This is a genomic window from Nonomuraea composti (assembly GCF_012034275.1).
GTDB lineage: Bacteria > Actinomycetota > Actinomycetes > Streptosporangiales > Streptosporangiaceae > Nonomuraea > Nonomuraea composti.
This window is the reverse complement of record NZ_JAATEP010000026.1, coordinates 113919-127348: the sequence shown is the minus strand read 5'-3', so window position 1 is coordinate 127348 and position 13430 is coordinate 113919. Positions and strand designations below refer to the sequence as shown.

The 13430-nt window shown below is 71.5% G+C and carries 17 protein-coding genes; 9 read left to right on the top strand and 8 right to left on the bottom strand.

All coding sequences use genetic code 11. The annotated features are described in order from the left end of the window. Positions 1-76: 76 nt before the first annotated feature. The 4 genes from katG to HCN51_RS32305 all read right to left on the bottom strand — a co-directional run bounded on the left by katG (position 77) and on the right by HCN51_RS32305 (position 4001). Positions 77-2311, bottom strand: coding sequence for a catalase/peroxidase HPI (gene katG / locus HCN51_RS32320; RefSeq protein ID WP_168014647.1), 2235 nt, complete (start codon positions 2309-2311; stop codon positions 77-79). Positions 2312-2344: 33 nt separating this feature from the next. Further along, positions 2345-2782, bottom strand: a complete 438-nt coding sequence (locus HCN51_RS32315) for a Fur family transcriptional regulator (protein WP_080044035.1) — start codon at positions 2780-2782, stop codon at positions 2345-2347. Between the two features lie 145 nt (positions 2783-2927). Then, positions 2928-3260 carry an AzlD domain-containing protein gene (locus tag HCN51_RS32310; RefSeq protein WP_168014645.1) on the bottom strand — a complete coding sequence of 111 codons (333 nt, stop codon included), beginning with the start codon at positions 3258-3260 and terminating at the stop codon, positions 2928-2930. Between the two features lie 6 nt (positions 3261-3266). Then, positions 3267-4001 (bottom strand): AzlC family ABC transporter permease, encoded by a 735-nt coding sequence (locus HCN51_RS32305; RefSeq protein WP_168014643.1) that lies wholly within the window; start codon positions 3999-4001, stop codon positions 3267-3269. 63 nt (positions 4002-4064) lie between these two features. Between HCN51_RS32305 and HCN51_RS32300 the strand changes: the two genes are divergently transcribed. The 3 genes from HCN51_RS32300 to HCN51_RS32290 all read left to right on the top strand — a co-directional run bounded on the left by HCN51_RS32300 (position 4065) and on the right by HCN51_RS32290 (position 5280). Continuing rightward, positions 4065-4517: an Lrp/AsnC family transcriptional regulator gene (locus HCN51_RS32300; protein WP_080044033.1), complete on the top strand. Its 453-nt coding sequence runs from the start codon at positions 4065-4067 to the stop codon at positions 4515-4517. Positions 4518-4591: 74 nt separating this feature from the next. After that, positions 4592-4795 (top strand): hypothetical protein, encoded by a 204-nt coding sequence (locus tag HCN51_RS32295; RefSeq protein ID WP_168014641.1) that lies wholly within the window; start codon positions 4592-4594, stop codon positions 4793-4795. A gap of 32 nt (positions 4796-4827) precedes the next feature. Next, a complete protein-coding gene (locus HCN51_RS32290) occupies positions 4828-5280 on the top strand; it encodes a DUF5946 family protein (protein ID WP_168014639.1) in 453 nt (150 codons plus the stop codon). Here the strand turns inward: HCN51_RS32290 and HCN51_RS32285 are convergent. Beyond that, positions 5240-5845, bottom strand: coding sequence for a TetR/AcrR family transcriptional regulator (locus tag HCN51_RS32285; RefSeq protein ID WP_168014637.1), 606 nt, complete (start codon positions 5843-5845; stop codon positions 5240-5242). The two genes, HCN51_RS32290 and HCN51_RS32285, sit on opposite strands and share 41 nt — an antisense overlap. A gap of 94 nt (positions 5846-5939) precedes the next feature. Between HCN51_RS32285 and HCN51_RS32280 the strand changes: the two genes are divergently transcribed. Beyond that, positions 5940-6728 (top strand): SGNH/GDSL hydrolase family protein, encoded by a 789-nt coding sequence (locus HCN51_RS32280; protein WP_168014635.1) that lies wholly within the window; start codon positions 5940-5942, stop codon positions 6726-6728. An 86-nt stretch (positions 6729-6814) separates the two neighbouring features. Then, a complete protein-coding gene (locus HCN51_RS32275; protein ID WP_168014633.1) occupies positions 6815-7252 on the top strand; it encodes a protein-tyrosine phosphatase family protein in 438 nt (145 codons plus the stop codon). Positions 7253-7312: 60 nt separating this feature from the next. Here the strand turns inward: HCN51_RS32275 and HCN51_RS32270 are convergent, their stop codons facing one another. The 3 genes from HCN51_RS32270 to HCN51_RS32260 are packed head-to-tail and all read right to left on the bottom strand — an operon-like array spanning position 7313 to position 9291. Beyond that, positions 7313-7579, bottom strand: coding sequence for a hypothetical protein (locus HCN51_RS32270; RefSeq protein ID WP_168014631.1), 267 nt, complete (start codon positions 7577-7579; stop codon positions 7313-7315). Continuing rightward, on the bottom strand, positions 7579-7914 hold the full coding sequence (locus tag HCN51_RS32265; RefSeq protein ID WP_080044026.1) for an ArsR/SmtB family transcription factor: 336 nt from the start codon (positions 7912-7914) through the stop codon (positions 7579-7581). The genes HCN51_RS32270 and HCN51_RS32265 overlap by 1 nt, the downstream gene beginning before the upstream one ends. Before the next feature lie 48 nt (positions 7915-7962). Then, positions 7963-9291: a hypothetical protein gene (locus HCN51_RS32260; RefSeq protein WP_168014629.1), complete on the bottom strand. Its 1329-nt coding sequence runs from the start codon at positions 9289-9291 to the stop codon at positions 7963-7965. Positions 9292-9439: 148 nt separating this feature from the next. Here HCN51_RS32260 and HCN51_RS32255 point away from each other — a divergent pair, with 148 nt between their 5' ends. The 4 genes from HCN51_RS32255 (at position 9440) to HCN51_RS32240 (ending at position 13420) form a co-directional block, all read left to right on the top strand. Continuing rightward, positions 9440-11242 carry a flavin-containing monooxygenase gene (locus HCN51_RS32255; protein ID WP_168014627.1) on the top strand — a complete coding sequence of 601 codons (1803 nt, stop codon included), beginning with the start codon at positions 9440-9442 and terminating at the stop codon, positions 11240-11242. Positions 11243-11257: 15 nt separating this feature from the next. Then, the gene (locus HCN51_RS32250; protein ID WP_080044023.1) at positions 11258-11701 is read left to right on the top strand and encodes a hypothetical protein; all 444 of its coding nucleotides are present in this window, start codon (positions 11258-11260) and stop codon (positions 11699-11701) included. Between the two features lie 76 nt (positions 11702-11777). Next, a complete protein-coding gene (locus tag HCN51_RS32245) occupies positions 11778-12233 on the top strand; it encodes a hypothetical protein (RefSeq protein WP_168014626.1) in 456 nt (151 codons plus the stop codon). Between the two features lie 23 nt (positions 12234-12256). Then, positions 12257-13420 (top strand): histidine kinase, encoded by a 1164-nt coding sequence (locus tag HCN51_RS32240; protein ID WP_168014624.1) that lies wholly within the window; start codon positions 12257-12259, stop codon positions 13418-13420. Positions 13421-13430: the final 10 nt, after the last annotated feature.

The window sequence follows — 13430 nt, the reverse complement described above, 5'->3', positions numbered from 1 at the left end:
TCCCGTGTCGACGCATTTTTCATGAGCCGGGCCGGCCCCCCAACGAGGGACCGGCCCGGCGAAATGCCTGGGAGGATCAGACGAGGTCGAACCGGTCGGCGTTCATGACCTTGGTCCACGCCGCGACGAAGTCGTTCACGAACTTCTCCTTCGCGTCGTCGCTGGCGTACACCTCGGCCAGCGCCCGCAGCTCCGAGTTGGACCCGAACACCAGGTCGGCGCGGGTGCCGGTCCACTTGACCTGGCCGGTCTCGGCGTCGCGGCCCTCGAACGTGGTCTGGTCCTCGGAGGTCGCCTGCCACCTCGTGCCCAGGTCGAGCAGGTTGACGAAGAAGTCGTTCGTCAGCGTGCCGGGGTTGGTGGTGAAGACGCCGTGCTGCGACTGCTGGTGGTTCGCGCCGAGCACGCGCAGGCCGCCGACGAGGACGGTCATCTCGGGCGCGGACAGGTTCAGCAGGTTCGCCTTGTCGAGCAGCAGGTACTCGGCGGGCAGGCGGTTGCCCTTGCCGAGGTAGTTGCGGAAGCCGTCGGCGGTGGGCTCGAGAGCGGCGAACGACTCGACGTCCGTCTGCTCCTGCGTGGCGTCGACGCGGCCGGGCGTGAACGGCACGACGACGTCGAAGCCGGCCTCCTTGGCCGCCTTCTCCACGCCGACGCCGCCGGCGAGGACGATCACGTCGGCGAGCGAGACCTGCTTGCCGCCGGCCTGGGCGCCGTTGAAGGCCTTCTGGATGCCCTCAAGGGTGCCGAGCACGGTGGCGAGGCGGTCGGGGTCGTTGACCTCCCAGCCGATCTGCGGCTGCAGGCGGACGCGGGCGCCGTTGGCGCCGCCCCGCTTGTCGCTGTTGCGGTAGGACGAGGCGGAGGCCCACGCGGTGGACACGAGCTCCGACACCGACAGGCCCGAGGCCAGGATCTGGCTCTTGAGCGTGGCGACGTCGGCCTCGTCGATGAGGTCGTAGGTGCGCTCGGGCAGCGGGTCCTGCCAGAGCAGCACCTCCGACGGCACCTCCGGGCCGAGGTAACGCACGATCGGGCCCATGTCGCGGTGCGTCAGCTTGTACCAGGCCTTGGCGAACGCGTCCGCGAACTCCTGCGGGTTGTCGCGGAAGCGGCGCGAGATCTGGTCGTAGATCGGGTCGACGCGCAGCGCGAGGTCGGTGGTGAGCATCGTCGGCGCGTGCCGCTTGGCCGGGTCGTGGGCGTCGGGGACGGTGCCCTCCCCGGCACCGTCCTTCGGCCGCCACTGGTGGGCGCCGGCGGGGCTCTTGAACAGCTCCCACTCGTAGCCGTACAGGATCTCGAAGAAGCTGTTGTCCCACTGGGTCGGCGTGTTGGTCCAGATGCCTTCGAGGCCGCTGGTGATGGCGTCGCCGCCCTTGCCGCTGCCGTACGTGCTGCGCCAGCCGAGCCCCTGCTCCTCGATCGAGGCGGCCTCGGGGTCGGCGCCGACGTGGTCGGCGGGGCCGGCGCCGTGGGTCTTGCCGAAGGTGTGGCCGCCGGCGATGAGGGCGACGGTCTCCTCGTCGTTCATGGCCATCCGGCGGAACGTCTCACGGATGTCCCTGGCCGCGGCGAGCGGGTCGGGGTTGCCGTTCGGGCCCTCCGGGTTGACGTAGATGAGGCCCATCTGGACGGCGCCGAGCGGGTTCTCCAGCTCGCGGTCGCCGGTGTAGCGCTCGTCGCCGAGCCACGTGGTCTCGGGGCCCCAGTAGACGTCCTCCTCGGCCTCCCAGACGTCCTCGCGGCCACCCGCGAACCCGAACGTCTCGAAGCCCATCGTCTCCAGCGCCACGTTGCCGGCGAGGATCATGAGGTCGGCCCAGGACAGGTTGCGGCCGTACTTCTTCTTGACCGGCCACAGCAGGCGGCGCGCCTTGTCGAGGTTGGCGTTGTCGGGCCAGCTGTTCAGCGGCGCGAAGCGCTGCTGGCCGGCGCCGGCGCCGCCGCGGCCGTCGCTGATCCGGTACGTGCCGGCGCTGTGCCAGGCCATCCGGATGATGAGCGGGCCGTAGTGCCCGAAGTCGGCCGGCCACCAGTCCTGCGAGGTGGTCAGCACCTCGGCGATGTCCCGCTTGACGGCCGGGAGGTCGAGGCTGAGGAACGCCTGCCGGTAGTCGAAGTCGTCGCCGTAGGGGCGGCCGACGGCGGGGTTCTTGGCGAGGATCCTCAGGTTGAGCCGCTCGGGCCACCACTGACGGTTGCCGCCGCCCTGGGTGGGGTGCAGAGCGCGGGTGTGGGCCACCGGGCAGCCGGCGGCTTCGCCTTCTACCTTCGGGTCTGTGACGATGGCGTCATGGTTCTCAGTCATGGGAATCCTTCCAGGACATGGCGATGAGCGTGCTCACGAAGTGCGGTTGGTGGAGCAATCGGGGCACCGGCCCCAGTAGATGACCTCGGCCTCGTCGATGGTGAAGCCGTGGTCGTCGGCTGCATGAAGGCACGGGGCATGACCGACCGCGCAGTCGACGTCGGCGACCGCGCCGCACGACCGGCACACGATGTGGTGGTGGTTGTCCCCCACACGCCCCTCAAAACGAGCCGGGCTTCCCGCCGGTTCGATCCGGCGGACCAGTCCTGCCGCGGTGAGCGCGTGGAGGGCTTCGTACACGGCTTGGAGGGAGACGTGACCCACCCGATCGCGCACCCCGGAGGCGATCGCCTCGACGTCGAGGTGGTCGCCGTGCCGGACGGTCTCGAGCAACGCGACGCGAGCGGCGGTGACCCGCAGGCCGGCGCCGCGCAGCTCCTCGGCGGTGGTCGGAGTCCTGGGTGCGGTCATGGCGCCACAACATACCGCCATAAACACGAGAGATACAAGATAACGAACCGTCCCAGTTATATGCCGTGCCGAGTCTTTGCCGACCGGATGATCGCACTTTGACCTGGGTTCATCCGGCCGGTCCTGCCACAGCGGGCCGGACCGCTCAGCCGGCGTGCCAGAACGTCGACAGCAGCACGTGCAGGGCGGTCGCGCCCAGGACGCTGATCACCGCGTTGCGGGTCTTCAGGTGCAGGCCGACGGCGGCGGCCAGGGCCACGACCGTGGGCACCATGGCGGTCCAGGGAGTGGGGCGCAGGTCGCGCAGGGTGTAGAGGGCCAGGATCAGCATGATCCCGGTGGGCATCTGGAGGGCCAGGAAGCGGGTGACGGACGAGCGGCGCAGCGGGCCGAGCACGGCGAACGGCAGGGCGCGCAGGCCCCAGGTGATCGCGGTGCTGACGGCGACGGCGGCGGCCAGGTAGAGCGGGGTGGGCACGGGGTTCTACTTCTCCAGACCTGAGCCGCAGGCGACGGGCTCGGGCGCCCGCCGGGGGACGGCCGGTGCGGGGCGGCGGTGGCGCAGGGCGTACCGGATGAGGAGGGTTGCCGTGAACAGGCCCATCGCGACCGGCAGGAGCGAGCCGGGCGTCAGGAGTGCGGCGGCGGCGAAGCTGCCGCCGGCCAGCAGCGGTGTCGGCAGGTCGCGCAGGTCGCGCCAGGCGTCGATCGTGAGCACCACGAACAGGGCGGTCAGCGCGAACTCCAGGCCGTGCAGCGTGACCGGCACCAGTGAGCCGGCGAGGGCGCCGGCGGTGGCGCCGCCGACCCAGTACGCCTGGCACAGCACCTGCATCCACAGGATGCGCGCGCCGCTCCAGTCGCGGGCGCGCCCGCCGGCGGTCAGCGCGTACGCCTCGTCGGTGAGCGCGAAGGTGGCGTAGACGCGGCCGGCGGGGCGGACCTGGCGCAGCGGGAACGACAGGGCGTAGAAGACGTGCCGCAGGTTCACCAGGAGCGCCGTCGCCGCGATCTGCCCGAGCGGCGTGACGGCGGCGACCAGCCCCACCAGCAGGAACTCCAGCGACCCCGCGTAGATCACGGCGGTGAACACCGTCGCCCACCACCAGTCGAGCCCGGCGTGCACCATGAGCACGCCGAAGCTGACCCCGAGGGGGAACAGGCTCAGCCCCACCGAGGCGGTGTCGGCCGCAGCCGCCGTGAAGTCCCGCGTTCGCATGAAAAGCAATTTTAGTGCTTTTAGCGCATAATATGGTTTCCTGCGTTAGGAGAAATCGGGCATATGCGTAACACAATTGTCCTGGACGAGGTTGATCGGGAAATTTTGTTCCAACTGGCCCAGGACGGCCGGATGTCGAACGTGGAGCTGGCCCGCCGGGTGGGGCTGACGCCGCCGCCCTGCCTGCGCCGGGTCAAGCGCCTGGAGGAGGCCGGGGTGATCGCCGGGTATCGGGCACAGATCTCGCCCGAGGCGCTCGGCCGTTCGCTGGAGGTGGTCGTGTCGGTGGAGATCGCGGTCAACGACCTGCAGACGGTGGAGGAGTTCGAGTCGCGGGTGGCGGCGCTGGAGGAGGTGCTGGAGTTCCGGCGGATGTTCGGGCGGCCCGACTACTACATGCGGGTGGCGGTGGCCGACCAGTTCGCGTACGAGAAGTTCCTCAGTCAGCAGATCCTGCCGCTGCCCGCGGTGTCCCGCGTGGACTCCCACCTCACGATGAAGCGCATCAAGGATTAGCCGCGCGGTCCCGCCGCTCGATGAGTAGGCTGCCTATATGTAGGGTGCCTACACGAGCGAGAAGGGACTCCTTGATGGATGAGGAACAGGCCGGAGGAACCATCTGGCCGGCGGTGCGGCTCGTCATCCTCGTCATCGCGGGGATGGTGCTGGGGAACGTCCTGCTCACGCTGGTGATGACCCGCGACCCCGCCCTCGGGCCGGACGAGCTCATCGCCTTCGGAGGAGGTGGCATCCTGGGACTGCTGGTCGAGTTCGGGGTGTTCCGGCGGCGCTGAGCCACGACCTCGGGAAAGGGGCGGCGGGCGGCATGTCGCGATGTCCGGAATGCGGTGGGGCCAGTGCCCCGAGGCCCTGCGCGGAGCTGTTCGGGGAGCTGCTGACGCTCGACTACTCGATGCGGCCGCCGTGGGCGCCGGTGCACGCCGTCTCGGTCTCCTGCTTCCACCTCCAGCACCCCTCCCGCGCGCCCTCCGCCGCCCCCGGGCAGTGGGCGCTGCTGCACGTCTACCTGGAGGGCGGGCTCGACGCCCTGCTCCCCATGGCGCGGCGCCTGCGCCGGCTCAACTCCCACCGCCGCGGCGGCCACACGCCCGGCGCGGCCGACTTCCCGGGCGTGCCGCCCTTCCCCGCGCACGCCGCGCCGCCGTCCGGGTTCGCCACGACGATCGCCGACGTGGCCCTCGACGGCGGCTTTCCCGCCGACGGCCACGAGGAGCGGGTCAGGCGCTGGGCTCGTGACACGGTGGCGGCGTGGGGGTGAGGGTTTCGAGCAGTGTCCGTACGAACGAGGCCGCCGCCTCCTCGTCGTCCGCGAAGCCCGCCAGCGACATGTGACCCAGGAACGCGTACTGGAAGCAGGCCCCGAGCAGCAGCCCCGCCGCCGCCCGGACGTCCGCCCCCGCCCGCACCCGGCCCGCCTCCTGCTCGGCGCGCAGGTAGGCGGCCAGGGCCTCGTTCGCTTTGTGCGGCCCGGCGCCCTCCTGGCGCAGCTCCTCCTTGTGCGCGGCCAGGGTCGCCGGATCGGCGAACACGGAGGCGAACATCGGGAACCCGGCCCGGTAAAGGTCGATGGCCGCCCTGGCGACGGCGGTGAGGCCGCCCACCAGGTCACTCCCGCCACGTAGCGCCTCGGCGAGGGGGGAGAAGCCGGGCGAACGCTCCCGCATCACCGCCACCATGAGGTCGGCCTTGCTCGCGAAGTGCTTGTAGAGCGCCGCCTCGGTGAGCCCGGCGGCCTTCGCGATCTGCCGCGTGGTCACGTTGGCCAGGCCCTGCTCGGCCATGACCTCGGCCGCCGCGTCGAGGATCACGTCTCTGGTGCCCATGTGTGCCCTTCCGCTCACGTTGACATGGTTAGTAAACACTCACTAGCCTCCCGAATGTAGGTTAGTGAGCGTTTACCAACCGAGGATACCGACCATGAAACGACCCATCACCATCGCCCTCAGCCTCGTACTCGCCACCGCGCTCTGCGCCGCCGGCACCGTCGCCTACCTGACGTTCCTGCGCCCCGCCGACCACTCGCCCGCCGCCGCCTGCGCGACCACGCCCACCCGCCCGCGCGTCGTCGCCGCCGGGGCCAGCATGACCCAGGGCTCGCTCGGCGCCGACTGGGTCGCCGCGCTGCGGGCCGCCTATCCGGCGTACGAGCTGGTCAACGCCGGCAGCAACGGCAACACCACCGCCGACCTGCTCCAGCGCGTCGACACCGACATCCTCGCCTGCCGCCCCGCCGCCGTGACGCTCCTGATCGGCACCAACGACGTCCGCAACGGCGTCCCCCTGGACGAGTACCGCGCCAACCTGCGCGCCATCGTCGAACGCGTCAGGACCGGCACCGGCGCCCGCATCGCCCTCATGTCCCTGCCCCCGCTCGGCGAGAACCTGAACACCCCCGTCAACCGCACCCTCACCGGCTACAACGCCGCCATCAAGAGCCTCGCCACCGAGATGGGGACGGACTACCTGCCCGTGCACGAGCGCATGGCCGACATCCTCCGCCACGGCCCCCGCACCTCGTACGCCTTCAGCTTCCCCCTCGCCTTCACCGCCGCCGCCCAGCACTACCTGCTCCGCCGCACCTGGGACGACATCGCCCGCTCGGGCGGCCGCGAACTCCTCGTGGACCACATCCACCTGACCGACCGCGCCGGCGCCCTCGTCGCGAAGCTGGCCGGCGACTGGCTGAAGGGCATCATGGCCTCATGACGGAGGAACTTTCGCCAGGAGCGCAGGGGGTCAGCCGAAAGCGGAAGATCGGGCCCGGCCTGGTCGGGGTGGTTACGCTCGGCTACATGACCGAGACCTGGGACCCTGCCGCGCCCGGTGTGCTGCGGCTGCCGTCGGGCCGACTCGTTCGTGGCCGGGGTCTGCGTTATCCGGTGCCCGCCGGGGCGCGGCCCGCGTTCGCGCTCTACCTGCTGGGCAAGGAGCCGCCGCGGGTCGAGTGGGAGCATCTCTGGGTGCGGTGGCCCGACTTCTGGCTGCCGTCCGATCGCGCCGCCGCTGCCGAGGCGTTGCGGGAGGCGTGGGAGAGGGCCGTCTCCGAGCGGGTCGAGGTCGCGTGCGGTGGCGGCAAGGGGCGCACCGGGACGGCGCTGGCGTGCCTGGCCGTGCTCGACGGCGTGCCCGCCGAGCAGGCGGTGGCGTACGTGCGTGAGCACTACGACAAGCGTGCGGTGGAGACCCCGTGGCAGCGGCGTTTCGTCGCCCGCTTCTCCGCGGCTCCGTAAGTCGCCGGCTTCCAGCCGGCTCCACAAGCCGCCCGCTTCCCCGAAACCCGATAAGACCGGCTACTCCACCGTCCGCAGGATCTGCTCGATCGACGCCGTACGATTGCGCAGCTCCGCCAGGTCGGCGGCCATGCGTTCCTGGGTCTCCGCCGTGCTGCGGGCCAGCTCCTCGTACCGCCGGGCCAGCTCCCGCAGCTCCTCGGCGGCGTCGGCCTGCCGTTTGGAGCGGCGGGATTCGAAGATGCCCACGGTGAAGATGCTGATCAGGAAGGTGACCAGGATCAGCACCCCGAGGAAGAAGATCACCTCGGGCCAGGTGTACGACATCAGGAGCCCTCCTCGGGTTCTGGCCTCGTGAGTGTCTTGGCCGCCTCGGCGAGCGCCGACGCGGTGAGGTGCAGGCTGAAGTCCGTGACCTCGTAGTACTTCATGGCCTTGCCGTCGTCCGACAGCTCCAGGCTCCCGGCGATGAGCCCGGCGGCCTCCAGCCGGCGCAGGTGCATGTGCAGCAGGGGGCGGCTGACGCCGATGACGCGGGCCAGGTGGCTGACGTAGTCGCGCCCGGTGGCGAGCTGGGCGATGATGCGCAGCCGTAGCGGGTTGGCCAGGGCGGCGAGCATTTCGACCAGGTCGTCACCGGTCGGCTGCCCGGCCTCTGTCATGGTTTCCCGTCACCTGGATGCGTTACCTTGCGGCACCGTAACACAGCGCTACGCCACCTTGATCGCTTCCCGTGGCTCGGCCGGCGCCGTGCGGTCGGTACGGGTCAGGGTGAGGCCGGCGGCCAGGCAGATCAGCGGGATCGCGGGGATGACGTACCGGACGTCGAAGGCGGCGAGGAAGGGCGGGGAGGCGATCAGCGCGAGCGCGGCCAGGCCGGGCAGCAGGGCGTCCCAGCGGCGTCTGAGCAGGGCGGCCGCGAGGGTCGCGACGAGGGCGAGGGTGAGCAGCGGGAACGGCACGTAGCCGAAGCGCTGGTAGGCGCGCAGCCAGCCGGCGAACGGCTCGACGACCCTGGTGGCCGCCGGGCCGCCCTCGTACGCCTCGGCCACGCCGCGTACGGACGCGCTGATGGGCCGTTCGGCGGCGGGCAGCTTGTACGGCGTCTTCTCGTCGGCGGCCGTGCGCTCCCAGCGCAGGAGCTGTTTGAGGTCGGTCGCGACCGCCCCCAGGTAGGCGCCGGGCTGGGCGAGGATGGCCTGCCGGGCGAACTCGCCGGCGAGCTGGTTGCGGTTGGCGGTGCCGGGCACCTTGAGCAGCGGCGAGAAGCTTTCCCACAGCCAGTGCGGCGGGTAGGGCCGCTGCTCGACGGGCATGGTCGGGCAGAGCACGGCCAGCCGTTCCGGCGGCTTGATGATCGCGCAGTCGGCGAAGCTCATGGTCCTGGACCACAGGAAGTTCCCGTCGGCCTCGGTGAGGCCGAACTTGCCCTTCTCCACCTTCATCCAGGTCGCGTACGCGCCGAGCGGGATGGCCCCGGCGACGAGCAGCGCCACGAGGGGCCGCCACCCGTAGCGCCTGATGAGCAGGTAGGCGGCGGTCAGGATGAGCAGCGGCAGGCCGACGGTCCTGGTGATGCCGGCCAGGCCGAGCAGCATCCCGCCGGCGGCGGCGGTGGCGGGGGTGACGCGCCGGACGATCAGGGCGACGGCGGCGGTGACGAGCACGACGAAGACGGCGTCCGCCATGATCATGTGCTCGAGCAGGATCATGAACTCGTCGTAGAGCAGCGGCGTGACCAGCAGGGCGGCGCCCCAGCCGGGCAGGCCGCGGCGGCGCAGCAGCGCGTACAGGGCGACGGCGAGCCCGAGCACCAGCAGGTGCTGCAGGACCGTGACCAGCGTGAGGCTGTGGGCGGGCCGCAGGAGCGCGAGCAGCAGGGAGTATCCGGAGGGGCGGGCGGTGCCGGGGGTCAGCTCCTCCTTCATGAACGCGAAGGAGTCGCCGTAGAAGAGGATCGCGGGCGGGAAGCCGAGCACCGCGAGCACCCGCAGCCCGATCGCCGGCAACATGGCGATGACCAGTGCGCGATGGGCCAAGGCAAATCCGCTTCCTCGTGTGTCCGGCACCCCACAATAGTGGACATCCCGGTCAGCGGTCGGGGAGACGGCGGGCGGGTCCCCTTGTCGGCGCCATTACCGAATGACATTCTGAAATTGCTGCCGTCGCCGCTCGCGGAGGACCTTCATGACCATCGACAAGGAAGCCCTGCGCCGCCGATACCGCGAGGAACGCGACAAGCGGCTGCGCCCCGACGGCAACGACCAGTACCTCCGCCTCACCGGCCGCTTCGCCCACTACCTCGACGACCCGTACACGCCGCTGACCGAGCGCGCCCCGAGGACCGACCACGTGACGGTCGCGTTCGTCGGCGGCGGCTTCGCCGGGCTCGTCACCGGCGCCCGGCTGAAGGAGGCCGGGGTCGAGGACGTGCGCATCGTGGAGAAGGGCGGCGACTTCGGCGGCACCTGGTACTGGAACCGCTACCCGGGCGCGCAGTGCGACACGGCCTCGTACATCTACCTGCCGCTGCTGGAAGAGACCGGTCACATGCCGACCGAGAAGTACGCGCACGCGCCCGAGATCCTGGAGCACTGCCGCCGCATCGGCAAGCACTACGGCCTGTACGACAACGCCCTCTTCCACACCGAGGTCACCGACCTCACCTGGGACGAAACGCGCTCCCGCTGGCTGGTCAGGACGAACCGCGGCGACGCGTTCACCGCCCAGTTCGTCGCCATGGGCATCGGCCCGCTGCACGTGCCCAAGCTGCCCGGCATCCCGGGCATCGACGACTTCCGCGGGCACGCCTTCCACACCAGCCGCTGGGACTACGCGTACACGGGCGGCGACCCCTCCGGCACGCCCATGGACCGGCTGGCCGACAAACGGGTGGCCGTGATCGGCACCGGCGCGACGGCCGTGCAGTGCGTGCCGCACCTGGCCAGGGCCTGCGGCGAGCTGTACGTCTTCCAGCGCACGCCTTCGTCGGTGGACGTGCGCGACAACCGGCCCACCGACCCCGAGTGGTTCGCCTCGATCGCGACGCCCGGCTGGCAGCAGCGCTGGCTGGAGAACTTCACGGCCAACCAGACCGGCGCCGAGGTCGAGGAGGACCTGGTCATGGACGGCTGGACGGACATCTCCCGCCGCTTCCGCGCCAAGATCAAGCAGCTGCGGCCGGAGGAGCTGACGCAGGAGAGCATGCTGGCCGCCTTCGAGGACGCCGACTTCGAGAAGATGGAGGAGATCCGCGCCCGCGTGGACGCCGTCGTCGAGGACCCGGAGACGGCGCGCGCCCTGAAGGCGTGGTACCGCCAGCTCTGCAAGCGCCCCTGCTTCCACGACGAGTACCTCCAGGCGTACAACCGCCCCAACACCCACCTGGTCGACACCGGCGGCAAGGGCGTCGAGCGCATCACGGAGCGGGGCGTGGTGGTGGCGGGCAGGGAGTACGAGGTGGACTGCGTCATCTACGCCTCGGGCTTCGAGGTCGGCACCGACTGGACCCGCCGCGCCGGCTACGACCTGACCGGCCGCGGCGGGCTGCGGCTGTCGGAGCACTGGGCCGACGGCATGCGCACGCTGCACGGCGTCCACGTGCACGGCTTCCCCAACGCCTTCCTCGTCCAGCCGACGCAGGGCGCCAACCTCATCTCGAACATCCCGCACAACCTGACGGAGGCGGGCCGGACCATCGCCGTGACCGTCCGGCACGCGCTCGACCACGGGTACGCGGAGGTCGAGCCCACGAAGGAGGCCGAGGACGCCTGGGTGGACCTCCTCCTGTCGGGCACCGGCCGCCTGCTGGGCTCCCAGGACTGCACGCCCGGCTACTACAACAACGAGGGCCAGGACCCGGGCAGGAAGAGCTGGCTCGGCGTCGGCCACCCGCACGGGGCTATGGCCTACTTCGCCGTCATCGACGGCTGGCGCCGCTCGGGGACGTTCGACGGCCTCGACTTCCGCCCCGGCAGCCAAGATCGGTAGTAGCCTTCGTCCACCATGAGCTACGACCTGTACTTCTATCGCCGCGACCCCGGCCAGTCCTGGGACGACGCGCTGGATGCGGTCCCCGTCACGCGGCAGCCCGACCTGACGGCCTGGGGCAACATCGTGACCGGCACCCGCGACCTGCTCGGCGAGGTCCGCATCGTCGAGTACCCGCCCAACTGGGAGCTCGACCACGAGGGCACCGGCATCTCCGTGAACCACTGGGAGGGCGGCTGGGAGATGAGCGTCCCCTACTGGACGCACGGCGCGGAGGCCAGGCGGGTCGTCGGGCTGCTGTACGAGGTGGCGTCCGTGGTGGAGCGCGAGTCCGGGTTCGAGTGCTTCGACCCGCAGCTCGGCCTGCCGAAGGCGCAGGTCGCGGACCTGGCCGCGGCGGTGCCGGTGTTCGACGCGGTGGCGGACCAGTTCGGCCGGCGGGGCACCGCGAACGCCTGACCCCGGCGTTCGACAAGCGTGTCCGCGGGGTGGGTCTTTCGTGGGCGCCGCGATCGGACGGGGTAAACCCTGCAATGTGACTCATGGAAGCCGGAAACCCCTGCGCGAAGGCGACGGCGGCCCCTACGTACGGTTCCAGGTCCGCTATTACGGACGGCTCGGCGTGCCCGTGGGCATCTTCGCCGCCTGTCACCACCTTCGCCGCGCCGGCCGGCTCACCCCGGCCGACGACCGGTTGTTCACCGAGGTGGACGGCTGGTTCATCGCGCGGCTGCCGTACCCGCCCTTCTACGCGGACGGCAACACCGTCCGCGCCGTCCCCTGGTTCAAGCCCGGCGCGGCCGCCCTCATCGCCGCGCTGGCGCCGCTGGAGGACCTGCTGCGCCGGTACGCCGTCCCGTACGACGTCGTGCGCTCGCCCGATCCCGGCACGATCATCTACGAGGACGAGTTCCAGATCGGGGTGCTGCCCTACGTCCGGCGGCCTGCCCAGGTGAGGAAAGCTAGCCCCAGCACTACTGACCGGCCCTGAGCTCGGCCGATACGGTCACAAGCGTGATCGACCGGACCGCGCTCGAAGCTCTCACCAGGCGCCCGCTGCCGTTCCTCGGCTCCTCCTGGCCGTGGCGCAGCGCGGCGTACCTGGCGGCCGGCGCGGTGCCGGGCGTGGCCGCCGGGCTCGTCGTGGCGGCCGCGGCGAGCGGCGCGCTGCTCGGCCCGGCCCTGGCCGTCGTCGCCGGCCTGGCCGCGCTGGCACTGAGCGTCGTGGTGATCGCCCCTTTCGAGCGGCTGCGCCTGCGTCTCGTGGACCCCGTCCCCGTGCCAGGGGCGCCCCACCGGCGCGGGCGCGAGGCCGGGCTGGTGATCATGACGTTGCTCGCGCTGTGGTGGATCGACCTGGTCATGCTGGCGTTCACGATCGGCGGCCCGGTGGTCCTGGCCCTGTCGCCGGTGCTGCAGGAGGAGCTGACGCCGCTCACCGGCGCCCTGGCCGCCGTCGCAGGCCTCCTGCTGCTGCCCGTCGCCGCGTACACGATCACGGCCTGGGCCGGCGCGCGCGGCGCGATGGTGCGCGCGATCCTCGCGCCGGCGGGCTCGCAGCTCGAAGAGGTGCTGAGGTCGCGGGCGCGGCTGGTGGACGCGTTCGAGCTGGAACGCCGCAGGATCGAGCGGGACCTGCACGACGGCGCCCAGCAGCGGCTCGTCTCCCTGTCCATGGCGCTCGGCCTGGCCGGCCTGGACCTGCCCGAGGGCTCCGAGCCGGCCCGCCTGGTCGCGCTGGCCCACGACGAGGCCAAGCGGGCCCTGGCCGAGCTGCGCGAGCTGATCAGGGGCGTGCACTCCCAGGTGCTCACCGACCGGGGGCTGGCCGCCGCCGTCCACGACGTCGCGGGGCGCTCGCCCGTGCCCGTGGACGTGCGCGTCGACCTGCCGGGACGGCTGCCCGCGCCGGTCGAGGTGACCGCGTACTACGTGGTCAGCGAGGCCCTGGCGAACCTCGCCAAGCACGGCGGCGCCACCCGGGCGACCGTCACCGGGCTGGTCGAGCGCGGCACGCTCGTCGTCGAGGTGCGCGACGACGGCAAGGGAGGGGCCGACCCGGCCAGGGGGACGGGGCTGACGGGCCTGGCGGACCGGCTGGCCGTGGTGGAGGGCAGACTGTCCCTGTCGAGCCCGCCCGGCGGCCCGACCCGCCTGCGGGCGGAGATCCCGTGCTGACAACCAGGGG